28 protein-coding genes and 1 pseudogene are annotated in these 26,169 nt (G+C 73.3%); 11 read left to right on the top strand and 18 right to left on the bottom strand.

What is annotated here, in order from left to right; translation table 11 throughout:
• Positions 1 to 176: 176 nt before the first annotated feature.
• Positions 177 to 533, bottom strand: a complete 357-nt coding sequence (locus ACFYYN_RS16695; RefSeq protein WP_500546393.1) for a DUF805 domain-containing protein — start codon at positions 531 to 533, stop codon at positions 177 to 179.
• A gap of 277 nt (positions 534 to 810) precedes the next feature.
• On the opposite strand from ACFYYN_RS16695, the gene ACFYYN_RS16690 reads away from it, so the two are divergent.
• Positions 811 to 1,206, top strand: coding sequence for a DUF2267 domain-containing protein (locus tag ACFYYN_RS16690; protein ID WP_500546392.1), 396 nt, complete (start codon positions 811 to 813; stop codon positions 1,204 to 1,206).
• Positions 1,207 to 1,224: 18 nt separating this feature from the next.
• Here ACFYYN_RS16690 and ACFYYN_RS16685 read toward each other — a convergent pair whose 3' ends face one another.
• The 7 genes from ACFYYN_RS16685 to ACFYYN_RS16655 form a co-directional block, all read right to left on the bottom strand.
• Entirely contained in the window at positions 1,225 to 1,962 is a 738-nt protein-coding gene (locus ACFYYN_RS16685) for a hypothetical protein (protein ID WP_500546391.1), read from the bottom strand.
• An 86-nt stretch (positions 1,963 to 2,048) separates the two neighbouring features.
• Positions 2,049 to 2,417, bottom strand: coding sequence for a hypothetical protein (locus tag ACFYYN_RS16680; protein WP_500546390.1), 369 nt, complete (start codon positions 2,415 to 2,417; stop codon positions 2,049 to 2,051).
• Positions 2,418 to 2,596: 179 nt separating this feature from the next.
• Positions 2,597 to 3,295, bottom strand: a complete 699-nt coding sequence (locus ACFYYN_RS16675) for a DedA family protein (RefSeq protein ID WP_500546389.1) — start codon at positions 3,293 to 3,295, stop codon at positions 2,597 to 2,599.
• 5 nt (positions 3,296 to 3,300) lie between these two features.
• Positions 3,301 to 3,834 (bottom strand): hypothetical protein, encoded by a 534-nt coding sequence (locus ACFYYN_RS16670; RefSeq protein ID WP_500546388.1) that lies wholly within the window; start codon positions 3,832 to 3,834, stop codon positions 3,301 to 3,303.
• A gap of 134 nt (positions 3,835 to 3,968) precedes the next feature.
• On the bottom strand, positions 3,969 to 4,670 hold the full coding sequence (locus tag ACFYYN_RS16665; protein ID WP_500546387.1) for a TetR/AcrR family transcriptional regulator: 702 nt from the start codon (positions 4,668 to 4,670) through the stop codon (positions 3,969 to 3,971).
• A gap of 82 nt (positions 4,671 to 4,752) precedes the next feature.
• A complete protein-coding gene (locus ACFYYN_RS16660) occupies positions 4,753 to 7,050 on the bottom strand; it encodes an LLM class flavin-dependent oxidoreductase (protein ID WP_500546386.1) in 2,298 nt (765 codons plus the stop codon).
• A 205-nt stretch (positions 7,051 to 7,255) separates the two neighbouring features.
• Positions 7,256 to 7,825 (bottom strand): MarR family winged helix-turn-helix transcriptional regulator, encoded by a 570-nt coding sequence (locus tag ACFYYN_RS16655; RefSeq protein ID WP_500546385.1) that lies wholly within the window; start codon positions 7,823 to 7,825, stop codon positions 7,256 to 7,258.
• A 160-nt stretch (positions 7,826 to 7,985) separates the two neighbouring features.
• On the opposite strand from ACFYYN_RS16655, the gene ACFYYN_RS16650 reads away from it, so the two are divergent.
• Positions 7,986 to 8,933, top strand: a complete 948-nt coding sequence (locus ACFYYN_RS16650) for an MFS transporter (RefSeq protein WP_500546384.1) — start codon at positions 7,986 to 7,988, stop codon at positions 8,931 to 8,933.
• Entirely contained in the window at positions 8,930 to 9,415 is a 486-nt protein-coding gene (locus tag ACFYYN_RS16645) for an MFS transporter (protein ID WP_500546383.1), read from the top strand. The genes ACFYYN_RS16650 and ACFYYN_RS16645 overlap by 4 nt, the downstream gene beginning before the upstream one ends.
• A gap of 19 nt (positions 9,416 to 9,434) precedes the next feature.
• Here ACFYYN_RS16645 and ACFYYN_RS16640 read toward each other — a convergent pair whose 3' ends face one another.
• Together ACFYYN_RS16640 and ACFYYN_RS16635 are read right to left on the bottom strand one after the other, a co-directional pair.
• A complete protein-coding gene (locus ACFYYN_RS16640) occupies positions 9,435 to 9,692 on the bottom strand; it encodes a hypothetical protein (RefSeq protein ID WP_500546382.1) in 258 nt (85 codons plus the stop codon).
• Between the two features lie 37 nt (positions 9,693 to 9,729).
• The gene (locus ACFYYN_RS16635; RefSeq protein ID WP_500546381.1) at positions 9,730 to 9,882 is read right to left on the bottom strand and encodes a thiamine pyrophosphate-binding protein; all 153 of its coding nucleotides are present in this window, start codon (positions 9,880 to 9,882) and stop codon (positions 9,730 to 9,732) included.
• Positions 9,883 to 10,567: 685 nt separating this feature from the next.
• Between ACFYYN_RS16635 and ACFYYN_RS16630 the strand changes: the two genes are divergently transcribed.
• Entirely contained in the window at positions 10,568 to 11,437 is an 870-nt protein-coding gene (locus ACFYYN_RS16630) for a phosphatase PAP2 family protein (protein WP_500546380.1), read from the top strand.
• Here ACFYYN_RS16630 and ACFYYN_RS16625 read toward each other — a convergent pair.
• The 3 genes from ACFYYN_RS16625 to lplAB all read right to left on the bottom strand — a co-directional run bounded on the left by ACFYYN_RS16625 (position 11,382) and on the right by lplAB (position 14,508).
• Positions 11,382 to 12,116: a CE1759 family FMN reductase gene (locus ACFYYN_RS16625; protein ID WP_500546379.1), complete on the bottom strand. Its 735-nt coding sequence runs from the start codon at positions 12,114 to 12,116 to the stop codon at positions 11,382 to 11,384. The two genes, ACFYYN_RS16630 and ACFYYN_RS16625, sit on opposite strands and share 56 nt — an antisense overlap.
• Positions 12,117 to 12,119: 3 nt before the next feature.
• Positions 12,120 to 13,307, bottom strand: a complete 1,188-nt coding sequence (locus ACFYYN_RS16620; RefSeq protein ID WP_500546378.1) for a CE1758 family FMN-dependent luciferase-like monooxygenase — start codon at positions 13,305 to 13,307, stop codon at positions 12,120 to 12,122.
• A gap of 136 nt (positions 13,308 to 13,443) precedes the next feature.
• Positions 13,444 to 14,508 (bottom strand): lipoate-protein ligase LplAB, encoded by a 1,065-nt coding sequence (lplAB, locus tag ACFYYN_RS16615; protein ID WP_500324877.1) that lies wholly within the window; start codon positions 14,506 to 14,508, stop codon positions 13,444 to 13,446.
• Positions 14,509 to 14,668: 160 nt separating this feature from the next.
• On the opposite strand from lplAB, the gene ACFYYN_RS16610 reads away from it, so the two are divergent.
• Both ACFYYN_RS16610 and ACFYYN_RS16605 read left to right on the top strand, forming a co-directional pair.
• Positions 14,669 to 15,577 (top strand): Sco1979 family transcriptional regulator, encoded by a 909-nt coding sequence (locus ACFYYN_RS16610; protein WP_500324875.1) that lies wholly within the window; start codon positions 14,669 to 14,671, stop codon positions 15,575 to 15,577.
• An 82-nt stretch (positions 15,578 to 15,659) separates the two neighbouring features.
• Positions 15,660 to 16,481 carry an SAM-dependent methyltransferase gene (locus ACFYYN_RS16605; protein WP_500546377.1) on the top strand — a complete coding sequence of 274 codons (822 nt, stop codon included), beginning with the start codon at positions 15,660 to 15,662 and terminating at the stop codon, positions 16,479 to 16,481.
• 275 nt (positions 16,482 to 16,756) lie between these two features.
• Here ACFYYN_RS16605 and ACFYYN_RS16600 read toward each other — a convergent pair whose 3' ends face one another.
• A complete protein-coding gene (locus tag ACFYYN_RS16600; RefSeq protein ID WP_500324872.1) occupies positions 16,757 to 17,023 on the bottom strand; it encodes a hypothetical protein in 267 nt (88 codons plus the stop codon).
• 476 nt (positions 17,024 to 17,499) lie between these two features.
• Positions 17,500 to 20,124, bottom strand: coding sequence for a non-ribosomal peptide synthetase (locus ACFYYN_RS16595; RefSeq protein ID WP_500546376.1), 2,625 nt, complete (start codon positions 20,122 to 20,124; stop codon positions 17,500 to 17,502).
• A 277-nt stretch (positions 20,125 to 20,401) separates the two neighbouring features.
• Here ACFYYN_RS16595 and sbnA point away from each other — a divergent pair, with 277 nt between their 5' ends.
• On the top strand, positions 20,402 to 21,412 hold the full coding sequence (sbnA, locus tag ACFYYN_RS16590) for a 2,3-diaminopropionate biosynthesis protein SbnA (RefSeq protein WP_500546375.1): 1,011 nt from the start codon (positions 20,402 to 20,404) through the stop codon (positions 21,410 to 21,412).
• A 121-nt stretch (positions 21,413 to 21,533) separates the two neighbouring features.
• Positions 21,534 to 22,463, top strand: a complete 930-nt coding sequence (locus ACFYYN_RS16585) for an ion transporter (RefSeq protein ID WP_500546374.1) — start codon at positions 21,534 to 21,536, stop codon at positions 22,461 to 22,463.
• A 45-nt stretch (positions 22,464 to 22,508) separates the two neighbouring features.
• Here ACFYYN_RS16585 and ACFYYN_RS16580 read toward each other — a convergent pair whose 3' ends face one another.
• Positions 22,509 to 22,796: a DUF6480 family protein gene (locus ACFYYN_RS16580; protein WP_499515973.1), complete on the bottom strand. Its 288-nt coding sequence runs from the start codon at positions 22,794 to 22,796 to the stop codon at positions 22,509 to 22,511.
• Between the two features lie 81 nt (positions 22,797 to 22,877).
• Between ACFYYN_RS16580 and ACFYYN_RS16575 the strand changes: the two are divergent.
• The 3 genes and pseudogenes from ACFYYN_RS16575 to ACFYYN_RS16565 form a co-directional block, all read left to right on the top strand.
• Positions 22,878 to 23,219 (top strand): annotated as a pseudogene (locus tag ACFYYN_RS16575) (hypothetical protein); the annotation flags it as partial.
• Positions 23,220 to 23,311: 92 nt separating this feature from the next.
• Complete coding sequence (locus ACFYYN_RS16570) at positions 23,312 to 23,614, top strand: hypothetical protein (RefSeq protein WP_500546402.1); 303 nt, start codon at positions 23,312 to 23,314, stop codon at positions 23,612 to 23,614.
• A complete protein-coding gene (locus ACFYYN_RS16565) occupies positions 23,611 to 23,925 on the top strand; it encodes a hypothetical protein (protein WP_500546373.1) in 315 nt (104 codons plus the stop codon). Before ACFYYN_RS16570 ends, ACFYYN_RS16565 begins: the two co-directional genes overlap by 4 nt.
• Before the next feature lie 134 nt (positions 23,926 to 24,059).
• Here ACFYYN_RS16565 and ACFYYN_RS16560 read toward each other — a convergent pair whose 3' ends face one another.
• Both ACFYYN_RS16560 and ACFYYN_RS16555 read right to left on the bottom strand, forming a co-directional pair.
• The gene (locus tag ACFYYN_RS16560) at positions 24,060 to 24,788 is read right to left on the bottom strand and encodes an HAD family hydrolase (RefSeq protein ID WP_500546372.1); all 729 of its coding nucleotides are present in this window, start codon (positions 24,786 to 24,788) and stop codon (positions 24,060 to 24,062) included.
• 65 nt (positions 24,789 to 24,853) lie between these two features.
• On the bottom strand, positions 24,854 to 26,134 hold the full coding sequence (locus ACFYYN_RS16555) for an MFS transporter (RefSeq protein WP_500546371.1): 1,281 nt from the start codon (positions 26,132 to 26,134) through the stop codon (positions 24,854 to 24,856).
• Between the last annotated feature and the right edge of the window lie 35 nt (positions 26,135 to 26,169).

Here is a 26,169-nt window from a genome sequence, read left to right as displayed (position 1 = left end):
GGGCAACTCCGCCCGAGGCACAGAATCCGCAGGAACGCGCGTACTCATATACACCAGCATCCCCCCACACCCCCCGACCGGCGAATTCAGACACCGCACGGCCCGGACGGCACGCGGCCCCTTCCGGCCGGCCCGGCCGGAAGGGGCCCCGCACCACGCGGAGATCAGGCGGGAGATCAGGCGGGCGCGCTGCCGAACTTCGGGTTCGCGCCGTACTGGTTCTCGGAGGGCTGGCCCTCGGTGCAGAAGAACACCAGCAGGACGATCCCGCCGACGACCGGGACGAGGGCGATCAGGATCCACCACCCGGACCGCCCGGTGTCGTGCAGGCGGCGGACGGCGACGCCGAGCCCGGGCAGCAGCACCGCGAGCGCGTAGATCGACTGGAGGAAGTTGAAGTCGATCGCGCGCCCGACGAGGACGAGCACGATGCTGATCACCACGTTGAACAGCGCGAACATCCAGTACTCGGTGCGGCGCGCGCGGCCGCCGAAGACGGCGTACTTCTTGAGCACGTCCACGTACCAGTGCATGCGGAACCCCCCAAGCCGACGAACGGATGCCCGTCCGGAGCGGCCGGGCAGGCGGAATGTACGGTTTTGTAGTGCACAGGTCAAGACATACGGCGGAAAAAGGCCTTGATCCGTTTCACGGCCTTCGGGTCGTACCGTCCTCATGGCGGTCCGGCAGTCATACACCGCGGTTTCCGGGGTAGACGCGGGCGGAACGGCCGGACCCACCGGCCGGCACGCCCACCGCGGAGGTCCTCCGATGTCCCCCGAGCCCCAACCGGGTCGGCCCACGGCGTCCATGACGTTCGACCACATGCTGGAGCGGGTGCGGTACGACGGCGTCTACCCCACCCGGGAGCGGGCCGAGGAGGCCGTGCGGGCGGTGCTCGCCGCCCTGGGCCGCCGGCTCATCGGCGACGAACGCGTCGCCCTCGCCGCGTGCCTGCCGGTCGAGGCGGCACTGGTCTTCACCGCAGAGATCCCGGAGATCCGGCCCATCGCCTGCAGCGCCTTCGTCGAGGACCTGGCCGCCCGCACCGGTGGCAGCACCGCCACGGCACGCTGGGACAGCTGCACCGTGCTCGCCGTGGTCGCCCGTCTTGCCGGACGCGACCTGACCACGCGGGTCCTCCACCAGCTGCCGTGCGACTACGCCCCGCTGTTCGGCCGCGACGACCTCGTCAGCGCCGCCTGAGCCGGCCGCCGGGAGCGGCTAGAGGTGCCGCATCCACAGGTTGGACTCGGCGTAGACGCCCTGGTCCCGCTCGCGGTCGATCTCCACGAGGTCGAGGGCTCCCGGGACGACGTAACCGCCGGTCCGCGGGAAGGCCATGCCGGCCCACGACTCCCACTCGGCCACGGTGCCGGGGATCACCATGGAGCGCGGCGCGGGCGCGAGGACCGTCGCCCCGAGCCGTTGGTGGGTGCGGATCCAGGGGTCCAGGTGCAGCCCGTCCGGGCGCGCCCAGCCGGCGAAGTCCTCCATCGCCGCCAGCGGGTAGCGCGCCTTGAGGGTCGGCCGCACCGGTGCGATCACCCGCCGCAGTCCGGCGTCCACGGCGCGGTCGCGCAGCGCGGTCAGCACCGTGCCGGCCAGTCCGCCCCCGAGGCGGTCCGGACGCACGGTGGCGACCATGATGCAGAGGGTGTCGGGCACGACGGAGGCCTCGTGCCCGGTCACCGCGGCGGCCATCGCGCCGTCGTAGCCTTCCGGCAGCGTGCCGACGTCCCCGTCCCAGCGCAACGCCACACCCGCGCCGCCGGCCACCACCTCCCCGCCGTCCAGCAGCAGCACGTCGAACTGCGGGAAGTACGCCAGCGCCCGGCGCCGGTACACCGCCGAGGACGGCGCGTGCAGGATGAACTCCGGCCACCCGCCCCAGAGCGCGCCCTTCGCCTGCTCACGGAGGTCGGGGCGCTCACCGGATGTCACGATCTCTGTCTCGGGCACCCGGGGATCCTAGAGGGATCACCGTGCGTGCGGTATCCCCTCCCCTGGCACCGGTCTCCCCTGCGGGGAGTCCGCCGGGGGCCGCCTCACGCGGGAAGGTAACCCGGCCACCACGGCGGGACGTTGTCCGTGCACCAGGGGCTCGGGTAGGAGTCCGGCATGCCGAGCCACGTCACCAGGAACCACGTGAACCAGACGGTGAAGGCCAGACCCGCGACCAGTGCCGCCCGTCGGTGGCGTCGTCCCAGGGTGCCGTGCAGGACGACCCATGGGATCGCCGCCGCGACCCATATGAGGGGCGCGAGGAAGAGCAGCGTCAACGAGTTCGCGCCCGCGTTGACGCCGACGTCGCACGCGGCCCATGCCCTGCCGATGCCGACGACGGAGACCACCGAGGTCAGCCCGCCGTAGAGGATGCCGAACCCGATCCCCCTGGACCAGGGGCTCGGAGGCACCCGGGTTCCCGATTCCGCCGCCATCCGTCCCCCCGTTGCCGCGCGGAGGCGCAGCGTACCAACCGGCCTCGCGCCGGGGGCCCGGGTCGGACCGTGAGCCCGACCGGACCCACGTGGCGGGCAGCGGTGTGCCGCACGATGCCCGTCGCACCCCCCGGACAGCCCGTGAACGCGGTCGCTCACGACTCCCGTGCGGAGGTGTACGTGTCCGCGGGGTCCTGCTCCGGCGTCCGCGGGGCGCGCCCGCCGGACGCCACGATCCTCGACGCGGCCCGTGCGCTCCCGCGCCGGTGCCGGGCGAGGAGCCGGGTGGCGACCAGCGCGGCCGCACCCGCGGCGACGAGCACGGGGATCGCGACCAGACCGGCCCGGTGCAGCAGTTCCGTGGCGGCCGCGCCGGCGAAGTAGCCGAGCAGCACGTTGCCGACGCCCCAGACCAGCGACGCGGCGCTGCTGTAGGCGAAGAAGCGGCGGAAGGGCATGCCGGACGCCCCCGCGACGAACGGCAGGAAGGTACGGACGAAACCGACGAACCGGCCGGTGAACACCGCCGCCCCGCCGTGGCGCAGCAGGAAGTGCTGGGCGCGTCCGATCCGGCTGTCGGGCCGTATCCGGTGCAGCCACGTGCCCGGGTGCCGCTCGCAGTGCCGGCCCAGTGCGAAGCCGAGGCTGTCACCGGACATGCCGCCGGTGACCACGGCAGCGGCGAGGAGCAGGGGGTCCAGGTCCCCCCGGCCCGCGATGGCGGCCGCCAGGAGGATGACGGTCTCCCCGGGGAGCAGCAGGCCGACGAACGCGCTGGTCTCCCCCGCCGTCACGGCGAACACGACGACGTACGACCACCAACCGGCCGCCTCGATCAGGCCGTCCAGGTGCATGGCCGTCAGCCCGCCTGCCGCAGCGGCGCCGCTTCGGGTGCGCGTCGCGCCCCCCGCCGGTACGGCACGTGGCGTGCGGTGAACCAGGCGAGCACCGGCACGCCCGCGGCCAGCAGGGCGCCCGCCACCGGGTCGTCGGCGGTCGCCACCGCCGCCGCGACCGAGGACAGGGCGATCGCCGCCACGGCGATCCGCGCCCAGACGGCCGGGACGGTGGCGACGACCGCGAGCGCCGTCAGCAGGTACCAGCCCGCCCCCGCGCCGGGCAGCGCGAAGTAGTCCGCCAGGTAGTCGCGGGCGGGGGACGCCCCGCGCACCGGCACGCGTCCCATGGACGCGGAGAGGGCGAGCCCGGCCGCGCTCGACAGCAGCAGCGCGACGGCGACGCGGACGTAGACCGCGGGTTGCCGGTGGGACAGCCAGAGCAAGGTCACCGCCATCAGCGGCCAGGGGGCCACGGCGTGGATCCGGTCGAGCACGTGCGCCGCGTCCTGCCCCAGTGCCGTCCAGCCATCTCTCGCGGATGGGGATGGGTTCACGGCGGCCTCCTGATCAGCCGGGTCCGCGTCGCCACGGCGGCGCGTCGACTTCGTCTTCCGATCAGGTAACCGGACTTGGCTCTCCACTTATTTCCGCCGTGACGCACCTAACACCGCACGGGCCCGACGGTAGGTCAGCCGGGGCCGCGGCCCTCGCGGCCCGGCGCCCGCAGGCCCTTGGCCTCCGCGTTCCCCAGCAGCGCGCGCTGGGTCTGCATCGGGGTCGGCGCGGCCGGCAACGGACCGGTGTGGACCGGCCTGCACGCCTCCAGCAGGAACGCCACCAGGCGCCGCCACGCGTGGGGGGCGGCGCCCCGGGTCACCTCGATGACGCCCGCGTTCGCCATGAGGAACAGGAGGACGTCCTCCGGAACGACGTCCTCGCGCAGGGCTCCGGCCTCCTGTGCCCGGCGCACGAGTTCGCCCACGGCGCGGTTCTGGCGCTCACAGGAGCCGGCGGCCACCGGCGAGTTGGGAAGCCTGAGGACGAGCAGGTCGCTGATGCCGCGGTCGGCCGCCATGGCCCCGCACAGCCGCTCGACGAACGTGGTGAAGCCGGTCCACGGGTCCTCGCAGAGCAGCGCCTCCTCGGCGATGGCTCCCACCTGCGTCAGCTCTTCCGCGAAAGCGGCCTCGACCAGCTCCTCGCGTGTCGGGAAGCGCCGGTAGAGCGTGCCGGCGCCGACCCCGGCGCGCTCGGCGACCTCGTCCAACGGGGCGTCCAGACCCCGCTCTTCGAAGATCTGACGCGCGGCCGCCACGATCCGCTGCCGGTTGCGCACGGCGTCCGCGCGCAGTCCCCGTTCTGCGGATCGGGGGCTCTCGGTCGCTGCCATACGCCCAGCCTACCAACCGGAGAACCTGCTCCGGATGGCGTCGCCCAGGCCCCACAGCGGCCCGGGCGACGCGGTCGTGGGCCTACCGCCCGGCCGCGTCGCCGTCGGAGGACGTGGCGGGCGGGATGGGGAAGTTGCGGTTGAAGACGTTCCCCGGGTCCCACTCGGCCTTGGTCCGGCGCAGCCGCGTGAGGGCCGGCTCGGGGAAGGCGTCCTGGAGGCGGGCCGGGTCGGTGTCCGTCTCGAAGCTCAGGTACGTCCCGTCCAAGTGCGGGTACAGGCGGGCCCACTGGGCGTTCATGCGCGGGACGAGGTCCGGCGCGGTGGCGGCGAGCACGGAGAACTCCTGGGTGCGGTGCGACCAGGCCGTCGCGTCGACGGGGACGTCGTGCACGGCACCGCCCATCGAGCGGAACTGCATGATGAGGAGGTCGCCGGACCTCATCATCGCCTCGACGGTCTCCGCCGCCTCGCGGGTCATGTGCGCGAGCAGTCCGCTGCGCGTGTCCTCCAGGCCCTGCCCGCGGTGCCGGTTCCCGGGCGGCGCCACGATCGCGTGGTACGGGACGAGTTGGGCCTGCTGGTCGAGGACCGGCCCGGCGCCCAGGAACGGGGTGAGGGCCTGCTGCGCCTCCTCGACGTCGTCCCCCGCGTACACCAGGGTGATCCGCGCGGTCACCGGCGCGCCGCGCCGTCCTGGGAAGAGCGACAGGAAGCTGCTGATCTCCCGCGGGGCGGCCTCCACCAGGCGCCCCCATTCCATCAGGAAGTCCGCGGTGTCGGTCGCGTCGACGACGAGCGTGGCGTAGGCGACGTCCTCGACCTCGTAGGCCTCCAGCTCGAAGGCCGTGACGACGCCGAAGTTGCCGCCCGCGCCGCGTATCGCCCAGAAGAGGTCGGGGTGGTGCCCGGCGTCGATGCGGAGCTTGCGGCCGTCGGCGACGACGATCTCGGCCGCGGTGACGTGGTCGATGGTGAGCCCGTACTTGCGGGCCAGGTAGCCGATGCCGCCCGCCGTGGCGAGCCCGCCGACGCCGACGTCGCCGTAGTCGCCGGAGCTCATGGCCAGTCCGTACGGGGCGAGGGCGCGCGCGACGTCCCCCCATCGCGCGCCGGGCCCGATACGGACGCGGCCGGTGGACCGGTCGAGGACCTCGACCGCGTTCATCGCGGAGAGGTCGATGACGACCCCGCCGTCGTTCGTCGAACGGCCGCTGATGCCGTGGCCGCCGCTGCGGACCGCGACGGCGGCGTCCTGGCCGCGCGCGTAGGCGAGGGCCGCCACCACGTCGTCGGCGCTCTCCGCGCAGACGACCAGGGCGGGCGAACCGGTGCGGGTATAGGTGTGGCGCACGTCCTCGTAGCCGCGGTCGCCGGGTTCGACGACCTTGCCGGCCAGGGACTCCGGGACGGCTTCGTAGTCGAGCGTGTCGTGCCGCGCGGCGAGGGCGACCGCCGGGCGCCGCGGGGCGGTGCCCGTGCCCGCGGCCGCCCGTTCGCGTGCGACGGCCTCGCGCAGGGCGGGCGCCACCTCCTCGCCGAAGGTGCGGATCACGTGCGGGTCGTCCCGGCCGATGAAGAAGCCGGAGAAGCCGTGCTCCAGGACGAGCGGGAGGAGTTCCTCGACCCACTGCGCCGGCGGGCCCTGGAGGTGGCCGCGCCGCACCGGGGAGAAGTCCACCCGGAAGACGTTGAGCAGGCGCCGGATCTCCCCGGGGTCGCGGCCGGCCGCGAGCGCGGCCTCGTCGATCGTCTTGTTGGCCTCCGCCATCCCCGGGGTCCGCAGGTACTCCAGGGTGGGCAGCCATCCGTCGGCCTTGCGGCCCGTCAGGCGCAGCATCCGCGGCTTGTAGGCGCCGAGCCAGACGCCGATGTCGTGGGCGGGGCGCGGGCCGCGCTTCATCCCGGGGACGGTGTGGTGCCGGCCCTGGAAGCGCAGGGGGCCGGGAGCGTCGCCGTCCCACACACCGCGGATGACGTCGAGGGCCTCCTCGAGCGCCTCGGTCCCCTGGCCCGGCGTCAGGCGCCGGCCGCCCATGCCGTGCACGGCGTCGGGGAAGGCGCCCGCGCCGAGGCCGAGTTCGAACCGCCCTCCGGACAGGAGGTCCAGGCTCGCCGCCGTACGGGCGAGCATCGCGGGCGGGCGCAGGGGCAGGTTCGTGACGTTCGCCGAGACGCGCAGCCGGCTCGTCCGCGCCGCGACCCAGGTCATGAGCGTGTAGGTGTCCAGGAAGTCCGGGTTGTAGGGGTGGTCCTGGAACGTCGCCACGTCCAGGCCCGACGCCTCCGTGAGTTCGGCCAGGGCCACGGCCTGCGCGGGGTCGTGGGCGGTCGGGGTGATGAACGTGCCGAGCAGGAGCTCGTGACCGTGGTCGGGCATGACCTCGTCCCTCTAAGTGTGCTGCCGGACAGCTTATCTGCCTCGCAAATAATATATATTGCAGCACATCTGTGAGCACACGTATTCCTCGGCTCTCCCGGGGCGAGGGCGGAGGGGAAGGACGGCGGTACGCGAGGCCGCCGCCGTCCGAACGGACGGCGGCGGCAGCATTGGGGCGGGGGCGCCACCACGGCACCCCCGACGGTCAGTTCAGGGGACGCCGCCGTCCGCGGCGCGGTGCGCGCGGCGACTCCTCGGCGATGCCGAACTCGACGACCACCTGGCAGGGGTCGACCATCGGGTCGCGCCCGGTCACATGACGGGCGAGGGTGCACAGCATTCCGTGGAACGCCTCCCGCGACTCCTCCGGCAGCACGCCGAGCAGGTGCTGCTCGACCAGGCCGACCCGGGCGCGCAACTCCTCCCAGCGTTCGGCGCCGTGCTCGGTGGCGAACACGTGCCGGCTCCTGCGGTCGGCGGGGTCGGGCCTGCGCTCCACCAGACCGGCCTCCTCCAGGTCGTCGAGGAGGTAGGTCATGACCGTCCGGTCGACCCCGAGGCGTTCGGCGAGGGACTTCTGGCTGCCCGCCTCGCCCGAGACGGCGGCCGCGAGCACGAAGTAGCCGCGGGGCCCGCCGGGGATGTCACCGACAGCGGCGTCGACCGCCTTCGCGTAGGCGCGGAAGACCGCGCCGATGGCGAAGCCGAAGTCGCCGTCCAGTCCGGACGGTCCGCTCTCCGGGGCCTCCGCACCGAGGCTGCGCTGTGAAGTCACGAGGACACCCTAATTCACCTCGGTGCCACATATCGTCTGCTTGACAGATCATCTTGCCTACATAAGATCTGGTTGGCATCTTTCTCCGGGACCCGAGTGCCGTCCGGCCTCCCGGGCGCCGGGACCGGCGGAACCCGCACCCGTTCGCAGAGAAGGCCCCATGCCACCCCTCGTTCCCCCGCGTCCCGCGCGCCCGCGCGCCGTCCTGGCCGTCGTCCTGCTGGGCGTCTTCGCGTTCGCCCTGCTCCAGTCGCTGATCAACCCGGTGCTCCCCCGGTTGCAGGAGGAACTGCGCACCACACAGACGCTCATCACCTGGGTCGTCACCGCCTTCCTCCTGTCGGCGTCCGTCTTCACACCCGTCGTCGGACGCCTCGGCGACCGGTACGGCAAGGACCGGATGCTCGTCGTGGCACTCGCCGCGCTCGCCGCGGGCTCGCTGCTCTCGGCCGTCGCCACGGACATCACCGTGATGATCGCCGGACGGGCCGTCCAGGGCATCGGCGGCAGCGTCCTGCCGCTCGCCTTCGGGATCATCCGCGACGAGTTGCCACGGGAGCGGATCCCCGGCGCGATCGGTCTCGCGTCGGCACTGACCGCGGTGGGCGGCGGCAGCGGTGTCGTCCTGGCCGGACCGCTCGACGACGCCCTGGGCATCCGGGCGTTGTTCTGGGTCCCGATGGTCCTCACCGCCCTCGCCGCGGTGGCGGCACGGCTCGTGGTGCCGCCTTCGCCGTCCCGGAACGACGGGTCCGTCAGCTGGGGGTCCGCCCTGCTCATGGCCGGCTGGCTGCTCGCGCTGCTCGTGCCGCTGACCCAGGCCTCGGCGTGGGGGTGGTCGTCGGGCAGGGTGACCGGCCCCCTGGTCGCGGCCGTCGCGCTCGGCGCGGCCTGGGTCGTGACGGAGAGCCGTTCCGTGAGCCCGCTGGTCGACATGCGTATGCTGCGCGTCCCCGCGGTGTGGACCACCAATCTGGTCTCGCTGCTGCTGGGCACGGGCGTCTTCGCCGTGCTCGGCTTCATGCCCGCCTTCCTGCAGAGCCCCCGGAGAGCGGCTACGGCTTCGGGGCGAGCGTCTCCCGCGCCGGGCTGCTCCTGCTGCCGATGACGGTGGCGATGTCCGTCTCCGGTCCGGTGTCGGTGCGGCTGACACGCCGGCTCGGGGCGCGCACGGTGCTCACCGCCGCGGCCGTGCTCGACGTGGTCGCGCTGGCCGGGCTCGCCTTCCGGCACGACCGCACGTGGCAGGTGGTGGTCGCGATGGTGCTGCTCGGCACCGCCTTCGGGGGAGCCGTCGCCACGATGTCGAACGTCGTCGTCGCCGCCGTCCGCCCCGAGCAGACGGGAGTGGCGGGCGGTGTCAACGCCAACCTCCGCACCATCGGCGGCGCCCTGGGTGCCGCGCTCATGGGCGGGATCGTCGGCGCCCGCGTCGGCGGAGGCGGACTGCCCGCCGAGTCCGGGTACACGTACGGCTTCGGCGCGCTCGCTCTCGCCGGACTGGGGGCGGTCCTCGCCGCATGGCTGGTGCCCCGTCGGAGCGCGGCCGGGCACACGCCCGCGAAGGAGGCGGTCGTCGCCCGCTCCTGACGGGACGCCGGCGGCCCCCTCAGCGCTGGTGGACCTCGACGAGCCGGGGGACCTGGGCGGTCGGCCCCTGGTGCACGAAGTCCGTCAGGTCCTGGAGGTCCTCCGCGCGGTGCGCCTCCAGGCCGTAGCCACGGGCGAGGTCCAGGACACCGATGCCGGCGAGATCCAGGTAGTCGCCCTCCGGGACGTGGAGGAGCCGGGGGAACTCCTCCAGTGCCCGGTACCTGCGGTTGTTGCAGACCACGAAGGTGACCGGCACTAGCGGGCGGCGGTCCACAGGGCGGAGGTGGTGTACTGCATGGCCCCGTCGCCGATCAGGGCGACGACGGGCCGAGGGCCAGGTAGTAGGGGATGTCCTCGGGCAGTCCGGTGAGGAACGAGAGCTCGTTGGACCCGGGATTGCCGAAGACCGCCTTCACCCCGTGATGGCGCAGGATTCGGTAGAAGGCATCACTGGCGGTGACCACGGCCGTCCCCTTACGCAAGGTGATGGACCCTGTCCCATGACCGTAGAAGTGCCGCAGGGAATCGGCAAATCGGCACGCCACCGCCATCGGCGGGCGCCGCTCACGAGCGACCCGCCGGAAACGGGCCGATGCTGAATTCCGCCTGCACGGGCGGGAATTCATCGCCGCGGAAAGGCCTGTCGCAGGTATGCCCGGCATTCCTCACCGCACATCCCCGGACGGCGCACGGAAGCCGCCGCCACCCCAGATGCTTGCAGCGTCAAGTAGATACCGGTCGCCGTTCCCTGTCAACTCCACGCCGAGTACCTGGCGCATGAGCAGCGGTGACACCTCTCATCGGACGCATGGTCAGTTCACTTGCCCCTCAGGGAAGAAGCGCCCGGCCTCCCGTGATCCCCCATGCCGTGACATGGCCGGCGCATCACGACGACTTCCTGTGATCTTCCCCACCGCGACCCTCCGGAATACGGGAAACGAAACTCCCAGTTGTTGCGATGCGTTCGAGCACAACTGAACCGGAGGCAGAAATGAACGGCCCACTCCCCTCGTCGGACGGCAGTGGCAGAAACACCGACGGCAGCCGGATCGTCGTCCCGCTGTGGCGGGCCCCGCTCGCGGGACCCGGCGTCCGCGCGGAGTCGCACCCGGGCACCCAGAGTGACCGGCAGGGCTTCCGGACCCCGCGATGAGCGTCATCGCCCCCTACGCGCACCGCGCCCGCCACCTGGCGTACGACGCCGTCTCCTGCCGGGCGGCCCATGACGGGCCCCCGGCCGCCACCGCGTCCCGGCTGGTCCCGCGGAGCGCGGTGGTCGTGGCCGCCGTCATCGGCTACTTCGGCGTCCGGGGCCTGACCGACGGTTCGCAGGGCACGGCCCTGCACAACGCCGCCCGGGTCCAGGCCACCGAGCGGTTCCTGCACCTGGACTGGGAGTCCCCGCTGCAGGACCTGGTCGTCGACGACCGCACCGTCACGCGGGTCCTCAACTGGATCTACATCTTCGGCCACTGGCCGGTCATCGCGCTCACCCTGCTGTGGCTGCTCTCCCGGCACCCGGAGGTGTACACCCGGGCGGCCGGCGCGATGCTGATCTCGGGCGCGGCCGGGCTCGTCGTCTTCGCCGCGTTCCCCGTGGCCCCGCCGCGACTGGCGGCGACGGGCATGACGGACACCATCACGCAGCAGTCCCATGCCTACCGGGTCCTGCAGCCGCCCGCCTTCACCGACCAGTACGCGGCGATGCCGAGCCTGCACGTCGGCTGGAACCTCCTCATGACGCTGGCGGTCCTCGCCGCCACCCGGAAGGTCTGGCTCCGCGTCCTCGCCGTCGCGCTCACCGTGTCGATGGACGCCACCGTCGTCCTGACCGCCAACCACTACGTCCTGGACGCCCTCGCGGGCGCCGCCCTGGCCCACGCCGGCTGGTACGCCGCCGGACACCTCAGGTCCCGGCCCCGGCTCCGGCTCCGGCTCCGGAGCGGCGGGATCGCCTCGGCGGTCAGCCGGCGGGGCCTTCCTTCCGCAACGGGGCTCCACCGGCGGCCAGGCGCATGAGCGGGGTGTCGAAGTCGACGTCGGCGGCGGTGCGTTCGGCACGCGTGGCGTTGCCGCCGAAGCGGTGCTGGTAGCCGGACCAGGCCCGGTCCGCGATCGTGTCGGCGACCCCGCTGGCCATCAGCGCCGCGAGTTCGACGGCCGCCCGGCCGATGCGGTCCCCCAGCGCCGACGCGCCCCAGTCCTCGGGGGCGGCGAAGACCGACGTCGGGACGGAGAGGGCGCGCAGGTAGGCGAACATGGGGCGGACCTGGTCCTCGACCACCAGCGCATGACGCGCGCTGCCGGCCGTCGCGGCGAGCAGGACGGGCCTGGCGACGAACAGGTCGCCGTCCAGGACGTCGAAGAACGACTTGAACAGGCCGCTCACCCCGGCGGTGTAGACCGGGGTGGAGGTGATCACGCCGTCGGCGGCGGCCAGTTCGCCGATCACCGCCTGCAGGTCCTCACCGGGATGCCCGGAGACGATCGCCCGGGCGATGTCGACGGCTAGCGGGCCGAGTCCGATCGACCGGGTCGTGGCCGCACGCCCCTGCTCACGCAGCGCGGCGACGGCCCGGTGGGCGATGCGACCGGCCAGCAGCCGCGACGAGGAGGGATCGCCGACCCCCGCGTCGACGACGACGAGGCTGAGCGGGCGGGCGGCGGACGCGTCGGCGGCCGGGGTTCCGGTGCTCATGGCTCAGCCTGCCAGGGGCCGGTGCGCGGCGACCGACGGATCGCTGTCCTGGTACGGCGAGGCGCCGGTGACGTTGTCCCCGCGGTTGGGGTTCGGCCGCGGCTGCCGCGGCTCGGCGTCGCCGTACTTCGCCCGCACCAGGCTCGCGTGCGTGGGCGCGTCCGGCACGCCCGGGGCGCGCAGCGAGCCCATCTCCTTGCGGAGCACCGGCACCACCTCGGTCGCCAGCAGTTCCATCTGCTCCAGGACGACCTCGACGGGCTGCCCCATGCCGTCCACGTTCCACAACTGGCGCTGGTAGTCGCCGAAGCGCTCCCGGAAGTCCATCGTCTTGTCGATGACCTCCTGCGGACTGCCCACCGACAGCGGGGTGAGCTTGCGGTACTCGTCCAGCGAGTGCCCGCGGAACAGCGGGTGGCCCTCGAAGTACGGGCGGAACGCCGCGACCGCGTCCTGCGAGCGCCGGGCGATGTGGGCCTGGCCGCCGAGGCCGACGATCGCCTGCTCCGGGGCGCCGTGCCCGTGGTGCGTGAACCGCTGGCGGTAGAAGGCGACGAGCCGTTCGAAGTGCCCGTACGGCGCGAGGACGTTGTTGGCGAAGAAGCCGTTGCCGTAGTACGCGGCCTGTTCGGCGATCTCGGGCGTGCGGATGGAGCCGTGCCACACGAAGGGCGGCACGTCGTCCAGGGGGCGCGGGGTGGAGGTGAAGCCCTGCAGGGCGGAGCGGAAGTTGCCCTCCCAGTCGACCACGTCCTCCCGCCACAGGCGGTGCAGCAGGTTGTAGTTCTCCAGCGCGAGTTCGACACCCCGGTGGATGTCCTGCCCGAACCAGGGGTAGACCGGCGCCGTGTTGCCGCGTCCGAGGACGAGGTCGACCCGGCCCTTGGCGACGTGCTGCAGCATCGCGTACTCCTCCGCGATGCGCACCGGGTCGTTCGTCGTGATCAGTGTGACGGAGGTGCTCAGCGTGATCCGCTCGGTGAGCGCCGCGATGTGCCCCAGGATCGTGGTGGGCGAGGAGGGGATGAACGGCGGGTTGTGGTGCTCGCCGATGGCGAAGACGTCCAGGCCGAGCTCGTCCGCGCGCCGCGCGATGCGCACGATGGCGTCGATGCGCTCCGCTTCGCTCGGCGTGCGTCCGGTGACCGGGTCCCGGGTGACGTCGCCGACTCCGAAGATGCCGAATTGCATGGTGGTTCGTCTTTCTGGTGCGCGGACGGACGCCCGGGGGTTCCGGGGTCCGCGCCGGCAGGCCCGCACCCCACGTCTTTGACTCGTCAAGCATACATATGCTTGACGAGTCAAAGACGTGGGTCGGGCGCGTGCGTCACGGCACGCGAGCGGTCCATTCCGCGGTGCCGAACTTCGCGGCGACGAGTTCCTCCGCGCGTGCGAGCTCCTCGGCGCTGATGCTCCCGTCCGTGAGGCCGTAGCGGGCACGGAAGGAGTCGATCATCCGGTCGATGACGGCCTCGCGCGGCAGCCCGGTCTGGCGGCGCAGCGGGTCGACGCGCTTCTGTGCGCTGCGGGTGCCCTTGTCGGACATCTTCTCGCGTCCGATGCGCAGCACCTGGAGCATCTTGTCGGCGTCGATGTCGTAGGACATCGTCACGTGGTGGAGGACGGCACCCGCGCCCCCGTCGGGGGCGACCACGCGCTTCTGCGCGGCGCCGGCGATCTTGCCGGCCTCGGTGGCGATGTCGTTCAGCGGCTGGTACCAGGCCTTGATGCCCATGTCCCCGAGGGCGTCGAGCACCCAGTCGTCGAGGTAGGCGTAGGAGTCGGCGAACGAGAGCCCCGACACCAGGGAGGCGGGCACCGACAGGGAGTACGTGATGGTGTTCCCGGGCTCCACGAACATCGCGCCGCCGCCCGAGATCCGCCGCACGACGGTCAGGCCGTGGCGCTCGGCGTTCCCCGCGTCGACCTCGTTGGCGAGGGACTGGAAGCTGCCGATGACGACCGCGGGACCGCCCCACTCCCACACGCGCAGGGTCGGCGGCCGGCGGCCGGCCGCGACCTGCGCGGTGACGACCTCGTCGAGGGCCATGTGCAGGGCCGGGGACTGCGGTCCCTCGTGGATCAGCTGCCAGTCGTAGTCCGTCCAGTCCGTGGCCTGGGCGAGGGCCCGCCGTACGGCGACGGCGACCCCCTCCGCGGTCAGGCCGTACATGACCGTCCCCTCGGGCAGGGCAGCCTCGATCCGGGCCGCGAGGCCGGCGGCGTCGGTGTCGGCGGGAGCGCCCTCGAGCGCCCGGTCGATGGCGGTGATCGCCTCGTCCGGTTCGAGGAAGAAGTCGCCTGCGACGCGAACATTGCGGAGCATCCCGTCGTGGTCGTCGAGGTCCACGACCACGAGCTTCCCACCGGGCACCTTGTACTCACCGTGCATGCTGACGACAACCCTCCCGGCCGCCCCTTTACTCCCGGCGGGTGCGCCGGGCACGCGCGCGGTGGGCACCGGGCACGCCGCCGCGATGCGGATGTGCCTGTACGGACGGGCCCGGCGATGGAACACTGAATCCGCAACCAGTCGTCCAGGGGGATCCGACATGACTGCCGCCCGGCCGGGCCACGCGCCCGCCACCGGTTCGCCGCTCGCCGCGCAGCGCGGCGGGCCGACGGTGCTCCGCATCGTCCTGGGCACGCAGCTGCGCAGGCTGCGCGAGTCCCGGCAGATCAGCCGCGAGGCGGCCGGCGAGGCGATCCGCGCGTCGCACGCGAAGATCAGCCGCCTTGAGCTGGGCCGGGTGGGGTTCAAGGAGCGCGACGTCGCCGACCTCCTCACCCTGTACGGCGTGACCGACGCGCAGGAGCGCGCCGACCTGCTGGGGCTCGCCCTGCGGGCCAACACCCCCGGCTGGTGGCACCAGTACGCCGACGTCCTGCCGAGCTGGTTCGAGACGCACATCGGCCTCGAGGAGGCCGCCCACACCATCCGCACCTACGAGGTGCAGTTCGTCCCCGGCCTGCTGCAGACCGAGGCGTACGCCCGGGCCGTCACCAGGCTCGGCCACCCCCGCGCGACCGAGCGGGAGATCAGCCGCCGTGTCGACCTGCGGATGACCCGTCAGGACCTGCTCGCCAAGGCGGACGCGCCGCAGCTGTGGGTCGTGCTCGACGAGGCCTGCCTCCACCGCCCGCTCGGCGGCGTCGAGGTGATGCGCGGTCAGCTGGAGCACCTGATGAAGGTCGCAGCGCTCCCCAACGTGACGCTGCAGATCGCCCCGTTCGACATCGGCGGTCTGGCCGCCGCCGGCGGCCCCGTCACCATCCTGCGCTTCTCGGAGCCGGACCTGCCCGACATCGTCTACCTGGAGCAGCTGACGAGCGCGCTCTACCTGGACAAGCAGGACGACGTGGAGCACTACCTGACCGTCATGGACCGGCTCGCCGCCGAGTCGCAGCCGCCCCGCAACACCGGCCGGATCCTGACCCGCCTCATCGACCGCATGGGCTGAGCACCACCGCCGGGGGTGAACTGCCCACGACCTTCCCTAGGATGACGGTTGCCCGGCGTCATCGCGGAGAAGGATGGGTGTCATGACGGACGACGTCTCCTGGGTCGACCAGACCAGACCAAGCATCGCACGCGTCTACGACTACCTACTCGGCGGCAAGGACAACTACGCCGTCGACCGGGAGATCGGCGACGTGTTCAAGAAGGACCTGCCCGGCTCGGTGGCGATCGCCTTCGCCAACCGCGCGGCACTGATCCGCGCGATCCGGGAGATCGCCACCACGACCGGTGTACGCCAGTTCGTCGACCTGGGCAGCGGTCTGCCGACCGCGGACAACGTCCACCAGGTCGCCCAGCGCCACTCCCCCGGCTCCACGGTGGTGTACGTGGACAGCGACCCGATCGTGCTCGCCCACGGCCGGGCGCTGCTGGAGCAGAACGACGACACGCGCGTCATCCAGGCCGACATCCGCGAACCCGAGGTCATCCGGAACCACCCGGACACCCTCGAGGTGATCGACTTCGACAAGCCCGTCGCCGTCATCCTCAGCGCCATCCTCCACCACGTCAACGACGACGAGGACCCGGCGGGCATCGTCGACTACTGGCGCGACCAAGTGCCCTCCGGCAGCTACTTCTTCGTCAGCCACTTCCGGTCCGGCAACAACGCGGAGACCGCCGAGTCCGAGCGGATCCTCCAGCAGACCTTCGGCCGCGGGCGGTGGCGCACCGGCAAGGAGATCGAGGACCTGCTGGACGGCCTGGAGGTCCTGGAGCCGGGGATCGTCCCCGCGTCGCTGTGGCGACCGGACGCGAGCGACGGTGTCTCCCGCATCGGCGACACCGAGCGTGAACTCACCGTCTGGGAACGTCTCATCGCCGCCGGGATGGCCAGGAAGCCGTAACCGGCGGCCCTTCCGGGCTCGCCGCCGGCGCGCTCGTCCACCCGCCGCGTCGACCACGCGCCCGTGAACTCCGCGGCGGGCGCCGGGCCGTCCGGGCACGGCGGGAAGAGCGGCCCGGGACCGAACCGGGGGCCACTCCGGGGCCCCGGGACCGCTGTGTTCATCAGACACCCCGGGGCGCGATCCGGCGAGCCGGGCTGACCCACCCGGGGCCCCCGCGGCAACCCGGCCCGGTGCACGCGACCGTGACGGGGCGTCCGCGACGCCGGGGGCGGTCAGCGGCTGTCGCCGTGCCAGTCCCAGTGGTCGGTGTCGCCGTCGCGGGGGGCGTACCGGGCGCGGCCGCCCGGACCGAAGCGGCCGATGTCGGTGCGCAGCTCCGCGCCCGCCGAGTGCTGCGGCGCGGTCCAGCCGGTCACGTCGAGCAACAGACCGTCCAGCGGGCCGCCGACCAGTTCCCGGTAGACGTGCCCCGGCTTGGGGCCCGGATGCGGGTCGTCCACGTCGGCACCGTAGACCCTGGGGTGTATCACCTCGTCCATGGTGTCCACGGTGCCACCCGGCACCGACAATCCCCGGGGAAGCAGCCTGCGCCGGCCCGGATGGGGGCCGGACCGGCGCGGGAATGAGGCGGGTGCCGGTCGCCGCTCCCCGGCGGCAGCGTGAGGGCCGGACCGCTGCGCGGTCCCCACGGCGCCAGGTCGCGTACTCCCGCCACCGGTCACCCGCGTTGTGTGCAACCGCCGGGCGGACGATGCCATTCCCGTCGCGGGCGGCGGGACAGCCGCGCCGCGATGTCACTTGTGGTGCGCGATCGGTCACGCACGGCGTTTGCTCAAAATAGGGTATTCCGCTTATACCTGGATAAAGAGCCCATAAGGCCCGACATCATGCCGCCTCTCCGTGCACCCCTAGGAGTCCCGGATGTCCCACGGAGCACTCTCCGCTCCCGCCGTCCCGCATCCCGACCTGGCCGCGGCGCGCAACTGCACGGTCTGCCTCGGGTGGGGCACCCGGATCACGACGCGGGGGCATCAGCTGTGCCCCGCGTGCCAGCGACCGGCGGCGCCGCCGGTGCCGGGTGTCGACGGGCCGGTGCCGGCGGACCTCCGGCAGTGCCGGCCCCCGGCTGCCTGAGCTCCCCGTCCTGCGGCCCGCCCGCGCACCGCCGGGCCTCCAGTGTCCCTGCGAGGTCGGCCAGCACCGGGTGGGCGTTGACGTCGGCGGGGGTGACGTCGCGGTCCAGCAGGATCGCCAGGCGCACCGCGGCCAGTGAGGTGCCGCCCCGGTCGAAGAAGTGGTCACCGCGGCCGACGCGGTGCTCCGCGATTCCGAGCGCCTGAGCCCAGGCGGTGGCCAGGCGGCGTTCGGCCGCCGTGTGCGGGGGCTGGTGGGCACCGGCAGGCTCCGCACGGCCGGCGAGCGCGGCCAGGGCCTCGCGGTCGGTCTTCCCGTTGCCGGTCAGCGGCAGGCGCTCCAGCCAGTGGAAGGCCGCCGGGATCATGTAGGCGGGCAGCGCCGCCGCCAGGTGTTCGTGGAGCGCGGCTGCAGGTACCGGCCGGTCCCCGGTGCAGAAGGCGGCCAGCCGGCTCCCGTGCTCGGTCAGGACCACGGCGGCGTCATGGACGCCGTCGGCGCGCGTGAGGGTGTTCTCGATCTCGCCGATCTCGATGCGGAAGCCCCGGATCTTCACCTGGTCGTCGGTCCGGCCGAGGAACTCCAGCCGGCCCCCGGGATGCCAGCGACCGACGTCACCGCTGCGGTAGAGCCACGCCCCGGGGTGGTGGGGGTCGGGCAGATAGGCCTCGCGGGTGCGCTCGGGGTCGTTCACGTAGCCCCGGCCGACGCAGATCCCCGAGAACGCGATCAGGCCGGGGGCGCCCAGCGGGACGGGCGCCAGGTGCTCGTCGACGACGTACACGCGGACGTTGTTGACCGGCCGGCCGACGGGGACCCAGTCGGACGCGGGGGGACGGTCCATGACCGCGTGGTTGGTGTCGTCGCTGGTCTCGGTCAGCCCGTACGCGTTCACCAGCCGGGTCCCCGGCACGGCGGCGAACCAGCGCTCGACGAGGTCCTTCTTCAGCGCCTCCCCGGTCACCGAGACGCACCGCAGGTCCGGCAGGCGCCGCGGCCGGCTCTCCAGCGCGGACAGCACGACGTCCAGGTGGGAGGGGACGAGCTGCAGCACCTCGACCGGTTCCGCGGCGACCGCGTCGAGGAAGCGGTCGGCGTCCAGGACCACGTCCTGCTCGACGACGAGGACCCGCCCTCCGGCCAGCAGCGGGGCGGTCAGCTGCCACAGCGAGATGTCGAAGCTCTGCGGCGCGGTCTGCGCGACGACCTGGCCCTCCCCGATGCCGAGGTCGTCGATCTTGGCGTAGAGGTGGTTGAGGAATCCGGCGTGCTCGCACATCGCGCCCTTGGGCTCCCCGGTCGAGCCGGAGGTGAAGTACAGGTACGCCAGCTGGTCGCCGGCCACGGGGACACCGGGATCGGACGGCGGGTGATCCTGCGCGCGGGCCTCCTCCACGAAGACGGTCGTGGTGCCGGGCAGCCCGTGCAGGGCCCGTTCCAGGGCCTCGGTGCTGCCGTGCTCGGTGATGACGGTCGTGCAGGCGGCGCGGGTGAGGACGGCGGCGATCCGGCCGGGCGGCAGGTGCGGCTCGACGGGCAGGTACGCGCCCCCGGCCTTGAGCACGGCCAGCACCGCGGCCAGCCAGTCCAGGTTCCGCCCGGTGACCACCGCGACCACGTCCTCGGCCCGCAGCCCGCGGGCCAGCAGGGCGTGGGCCAGGCGGTTGGCACGGGCGTTGAGCTCCCCGTACGTCCACCGCCGGCCGGCGTGGACGGCCGCCACCGCCTCGGGCCGGCGTGCCGCCCGCTCCTCGAAGAGCTCGTGGAAGCGCCGGTCGGGCAGCCTGCGCCGGGGCCCCGCCATGCCGTCGAGCTGCAGCCGGGTCTCCTCCGCTGTGAGCAGGCTCTGGCGCGCGTGCTCGGCGTCGACGTCGGTGGCCATCAGGGTGAGGGCGGTCAGGTGGTAGCCGGCGATCCGGGCTGCCGCCGGTTCGTCCAGCACGTCGGTGCGGTAGCCCAGCTCCAGTACCGGACGGCCCTCGTGGGCGCCCAGGCCCACCCGCAGCACCGTGGACCGGTCCGGTGCGCCGTCCGCGCCGGCCAGACCGGCGCCCACGCCCGCCGGATCGCAGACGGTCTCGAACAGCGGGCCGGTCATCCCGAGCTCCCGGCTCAGCTCACCGACCGGGTAGTCCTGGAAGGCCAGCACCTGCGCCTCCACCCGGTGCGTGGCCAGCACCAGCCCGCGCCACGTGGCAGCGGCCGCCGACAGCCGGCACGGGAGCACCCTCCCGTCCTCGACGGCGTAGCCGGTCACCACCTCCGCCTCCCCCGACAGGGCCGCCAGCACCTTGGCGTGCGCGGCCGGCAGCATCGAGCGCAGCGGCACGCCGAGGCGGTACGCCTGCCGTCGCAAGGCCGCCACCAGCCCGTCCGGGAGCCCCAGCCGGTGCACGGCGGTGCCCGGTGGGGACGGCCGGCAGGTCCAGCGCGGTATCGAGGTGAACCCGCCGGTGGTCACCATGGAGTGCCAGAACCTGCGGCCGGTGTGGGCGTACGTGTCCATCGGGGTCGTCCTTCCGGTGCGATGCGGTGGCGTCGGGTGGTCGGTGTGCCGAGGGCGCCGCCCTCCAGTAGGCACCGGCGCCGACGGCCTGTCCTGCCCCGGCAATTCGGTACTTGACGTGTCGGCGTACGTCCCGACAATCCGCCCGCCCCGCCCCGTTCGGCGCCCGCCCGTAACGGCGCTCCCGGACGGCGTCAAGTCACGGATTCCGGTGACATGACGGACAGCTCCCGATGGGTGTCACTGGGAGCACGACCACCCCCGGAAGGGAGACACCGTGCCGGTCATATCCGCACCCCAGGACTTCAACGAGGACGATCTGTACGTCGACCTCGAACCCGTCCTCGCGCAGCGGCTGTTCCTCAAGTGCGAGGGCTTCAACTTCGCGGGGTCGATCAAACTCAAGGCGGCCGCCGCCATGATCGGGGCCGCCGAGCGCAGCGGACGCCTCGGGGCGGGCTCGGTCCTGGTCGAGTCCTCGTCGGGCAACCTCGGCGTGGCCCTGGCCATGATCGCCGCGAACCGGGGCCACCGCTTCGTGTGCGTGACCGACACCCGCTGCAACCTGGCCACCCGGCAGATGATCGCCGCCCTCGGCGCCCGGGTGCACCTGATCACCGAACCCGCTCCCGTCGGGGGCTGGCTGCGGGCCCGCATCGACCACGTCCGCGCGCTGTGCGCCGCCGACGACGGTTACGTGTGGCTGAACCAGTACACCAACCCCGACAACGGCCGGGCCCACTACCGGACGACCGCCCCGGCCATCGCCGCCCGCTTCCCCGCCCTGGACGTCCTGTTCGTCGGCGCGGGCACGACCGGCACGCTGATGGGCTGCGCCCGCTACTTCCGCCGCCACCATCCCCGCGTCCGCGTCGTGGCCGTCGACACCGCGGGCTCGGTCACCTTCGGCGGCGCCCCCGGCCGGCGCATGATCCCCGGGCTGGGCACGAGCGTCCGCCCGCCGCTGCTCGACACCGCGTGCGTCGACGAGGTCGTCCACGTCGCGGAGACGGACGCCATCCGCACCTGCCACCGCCTGGCCCGCCGCGGCTTCCTCTTCGGCGGCTCCACCGGAACCGTCGTCAGCGCCGCCACCGACTGGCTCGCCGACCGCGGCCACGACGACCTCACGGCGGTCGCCATCGCCCCCGACCTCGGCGAACGCTACCTCGACACCGTCTACCACACCCCCTGGGTCAGGGACCTCTACGGCGACGACGCGCTCGCCGGCCCCGACGACCCCGCACCGCGCCCCGCCGGTGCCTCCACCGCCACCCGGGCCCACTGAACCACCGGCGCCCGAACGGCAGTTGAGTGCGCCTGCGGACCCGTGGGCCAGCCTGCCGGCCATAAGATCCACTTCAGTCGGGTCAACAGGCAGGCGGCAGCGGAGGACCGGGTACACGTACATGGCCGAACACATCGCCACTCCCCCGGGCCGTGCGCTCGCCGTGCGCTGCCGTCGCGTCGTCGACTCCGAGTGGTTCGGCGTCACCGTCTTCGCCCTCGTCCTGGCCAACGCGGCCGTCCTCGGCGTCGAGACCTACGACGGCATCGCGGCACGCTGGCACGGCCCCCTGAAACTGGTGGAGCACGCCTTCCTGGCGGCCTTCACCGCCGAGGTCGTCCTACGCGCCTGCGCCCACGCCGACCGCCCCGGCGACTTCCTCCGCGACCCGTGGAACATCTTCGACCTGGCCGTGGTGACGCTGGCCTACCTGCCCTTCGCGCGCGAGAACGCCACGGTGCTGCGTCTGCTGCGGCTGGCCCGGGTCGTGCGCGCCGCCCGCTTCCTGCCGCAGCTTCGCATCATCATCGTGGCCATCGGCAAGAGCCTGCCGGGCACGGTCAGTTTCCTGCTCGTCGGCACGATGCTGCTGTACGTCTACGCCATGACCGGCTGGGTCTTCTTCGCCGACGACGACCCCGAGCACTACGGGTCCGTCGGGCGGGCCGCCCTGTCGCTCTTCCTGCTGATCACCCTCGACGGCATCGGCGACGCCGTCCGGGGCGGCCTGGAGATCTCACGTTGGAGCCTGCTCTACTACGCCTCCTATGTGCTGCTCGGCTCGTTCGTGCTGGTCAACCTGCTCATCGGCGTGGTCATCAGCTCGCTGGAGGAGGCCAGGCAACTGGAGCGCGAGCGCGAGTCACCGCCCCGGCCGACCGAGGGCGAGCCGCCCCCCGACCTACGGGAACGTCTCGCCGCCGCCCGGCGGGCGCTGGACGAGCTGGAAGCCGGGCTCGATCTCGTGGGCGCGCAGAGCGCGGGCCCCGTAGCCGCCGTCCCGGCCGCCCCGTCCGGCGGGCGTCCGGCCGGGTCACCGGCCCCGACCTGAGGACGGGCGCTCCGGCGTCCTGGACCACGTGCCGCCGGCGACCGGTCAGAGCGTCAGGACCCGGCCGAACATCCCCACGGCGATCAGGAGCGTGACGGCGAAGATCGCCACCAGGGCCACGATCTCCCAGGTCTTCGGGACCTCCGGGGGCTCGGTGTACGAGATGCCCGCGGTGGTGCTCTCCTCGCAGGCCGGCGTCGGGGTGGGCGCCACCCGGTCCCGGTGCGGGCGCAGGGCCGGCGCGGGCTGCGCCGCGGTGCCGGTCGTGGCGCCGAACGCCGGGCCGATCGTGGGGCCGATCACCGGCCGGGGAGGAATCAGTGTCTCGGACATGCTCACCACTCCGGACGTTCCTGTGGCGGACGCGGGAACCGCTCCGCATGGCGTCACCCCGGGCCGCGGCGGCCGGGGTCCATGGAGGTCTCCGCCGCACACCGCCCGGGCGATTCATCTTATATCCGTACGAAGGGATCCACGATCAGGGATCCCTTCGTACGCATCACGTCACGCTGGGTGGCCGATGACACCCGTCCTCCTCGCGGGACCGGACGATCCGGCCGCCACGGGAGAGGATGGGACGAGGGCCGACGAGGGCAACGCCGAGGGAGAGGGCGGAAGATGACCGACGCACTGGTGCTCGGTGGCGGGGGCGTCGCCGGGATCGCCTGGATCACCGGACTGCTGACGGGGCTCGCGGACGCGGGGCAGGACGTGTCAGGCGCCGACGTGCTGGTCGGGACGTCGGCGGGGGCGACGGTCGCGGCGCAACTGGGCAGCGGGCTGTCGCTGCAGGAGCTCTACGCCCGCCAGACCGAGCCGGAGCTGCAGTCGGCCGAGATCATGCGGACGTGGACCTGGCGAACTTCGGCGCGGGCATCGCCGACGTGCTGCAGGACGCGGCCTCCGTCCCCGACATGCGGCGCGCGGTCGCCAGGTACGCCCTGGACGCCGAGACCGTGCCGGAGGCGGAACGGCGGCGGGTGATCGAGTCCCGTCTCCCCTCACACGACTGGCCGGCCTCCCGGACGGTACGGATCGTCGCCGTGGACGCGGAGACGGGGCAGCCGCGCGTCTTCGACGGCTCCTGCGGCGTGGGCCTCGTGGACGCCGTCGCGGCGAGCTGCGCCGTGCCGGGAATCTGGCCCCCGTGACGATCGAGGGGCGCCGCTTCGTCGACGGCGGCGTACGGTCCGCCACGAACGCCGACTATGCCGGGGGCGCGTCGCGCGTGCTGGCGATCGCGCCGATGGGGACCACGGACCTGTTCCCCAGCGAACTGCCCCTGGAGCGGGCCCTGGCGGAACTACGGGCCGCGGGCGCCGAGGTCGCGGTGGTCGAACCGGACGAGGCGTCACTGGCGGCGATCGGCACGAACCCGCTCGACCCCGCCACCCGCCGGCCCGCCGCCGAGGCCGGACGGGCACTGGGGCGCGGGCTGAAGATCGAGTGGAGCCGTGCGTGAGCACCCCGCGGGTGGCGCAGGGACCTCGCCCTCGCCCCTCCCCGAACCAGGAGTCCTGAAAGCGGAGGCGGCCAGGAAGGGGCGCGGCCCACTGCCACCGCTGGTTCAGCTCCGTGTGAGGTGCCCCGGGCCGCTCACGACCGCACCCCGGCCAGCCGGAGCACCGCCTCCAGCCCCCGGTGGCCGCCGGGGGCCGCGCCTGCGGGCAGGACGTACGAACGCAGTCCCGCGCCGGCCGCGCCGCCGTCCTTGGCCGGGTGGTCACCCACCATGAGCGCCTCGGCCGGATCGACGCCCAGTTGACGGCAGGCGTGCCCGAACAGGACGGCGTCGGGCTTCTCGGTGTCGTACGCGTAGGAGTGCACCCACGCCGAGAAGTGGTGGTCGAGCCCGTGATGGGCGAAGGTCGGCCGCAGATCCCAGCCCACGTCGCTGACGACGCCCATGGCGATGCCCGCACCCCGCAAGGCTTCCAGCGTGGCCGCGGCGTCGGCGTACGGCACCCAGTGGCCGGGCGCCCGCAGCTGCTCGTAGAGCGCGTCGGCGTACGGGGCGAGTTCGGCAACGGAGGCGTACCACGTCGTGAAAGCGTGACGGTGCGCCGTCGAGGAGACGTCCCGGCCCCGTTGCGCGCGCACCACCTCGGGATCCGTGAGCCCCGCCTCCAGCCCGTCCAGCAGCCGGTCCATCTCCGCATCGCCCACGGGCCGTTCCAGCACCGCGCGGATCCGGTCCTCGTACGACGCGATCTGGAACAGCGTCCCGGAGAAGTCGAAGAGAACGGCACGCACGGGCGCGGACCCACGGGCGACGACCGCGGCACGCAGGGGCCCTTCGGGGCCGCAGACGGGAGGCTGTGTCATTCGATCTTCCTACCGCACGCCCCACGGCAGCCACCAGGCCCGGCGGAGGGCCGGACGGTGACAGCTCAGGACTGCTGCTGGGTTCTGCGCCGGGGCAGCCCCTCCTCCCCGCTCGCCGGCAGGCACAGCACGCGGACTCGACGGCGCACCAGCGGAACCACGGCGGCGCCGAGCGTGACCAGGCCGCAGCAGGCCAGCGCCGGCCGCACGCCGAAAGCGTGGGCCATCGGCGCAGCCGTCAGGGAGGCCAGGGGGACGGGGGCGAGCTGGAGCAGGGTGGAGAACGCGATGACCCGGCCGAACGCCTCGTCGGGAACGCGGCGTTGGAGCAGCAGGGTCCACACCGTCGACACCAGTGCCTCCCCTGCACCGGCCAGGAAGTACCCGGCCCCCACGGCCGGAAGGCCCGTACCGGCCGCCATGGTGAGCATGGGCAGCGCCATCAGCGCGGTCCCCGCGCAGAGCAGCCGGCCCACGCGGCGCACGTGCCACCACAGCGCCACGGCGGCGCCCACGAGGATCCCCGCGGTGAAGCCGGTCATGGCCAAGCCCCACGCTGCCGCACCACCCAGGTGTTCCTCCGCGTAGGCGGGCCCCAGCGTCTGGAACGACACCAGCCAGACGGGCACCACCACCGTCCCCTGGACCAGCAGCAGCCGGAGCCACGGACGCGCGGCGATCTCCCGCCATCCCTCGCCGGGCCGCAGGCCGCCGGTCCGCCGGCGCGCGTTGGGCGGCCGCGGGGTGCGGAGGCGGATGGAGAGGAGTCCCGCGGCCAGGTACGTGGCCGCGTCCCAGGCGATGGCCCACTGCGGCCCGGCCGCCGCCACCACGATGCCGCCCAGCGCCGGGCCGGCCACCTTCACGGAGTTCTGCGCCAGCCGCAGCAGCGCGTTGGCCTGCCGGAGCTGTTCCGGCGGGACCACCGCACGGAGCACCCCGCTCGACGCGGGCCCGATGAACGCCCCCGCCACGCCACCGAGCGCCGCCGACACCGCCAGGTGCCAGACCTGGGCGGTCCCGGACCACACCAGCGCAGCCGCGCAGCCCTGCCCCACGGCGGCGACGACGTTGGCCGCGACCAGCACCGTGGACCGGGGCCACCGGTCCGCCACCGCGCCGCCGACCAGCAGCAGCGCCGCTCGTGCGGCCATGTCGGCCGCCAGCACGACCCCGAGCCCCCCGACGCCCCCGCCGATCCCGAGCACGGCGAACGCCAGCGCGATCGGCGAGACCGCGGTCCCGGTCCACGACAGCACCCGCGCCGCGAAGTGCCGCCGGAACAGGGGACCGGACAGCGGAAGCCATGCGGCGGTGAAACGGGCGGTGAAGCGTGCCGAGGTCATCGTCCCCATCCCCCGATGCATTGTCCGACGCGGCG

The organism is Streptomyces sp. NPDC001902, assembly GCF_042891295.1.
Lineage (GTDB): Bacteria > Actinomycetota > Actinomycetes > Streptomycetales > Streptomycetaceae > Actinacidiphila.
Note: the sequence above shows the minus strand (reverse complement) of the source record. Positions and strands in the feature narration are given on the sequence as shown.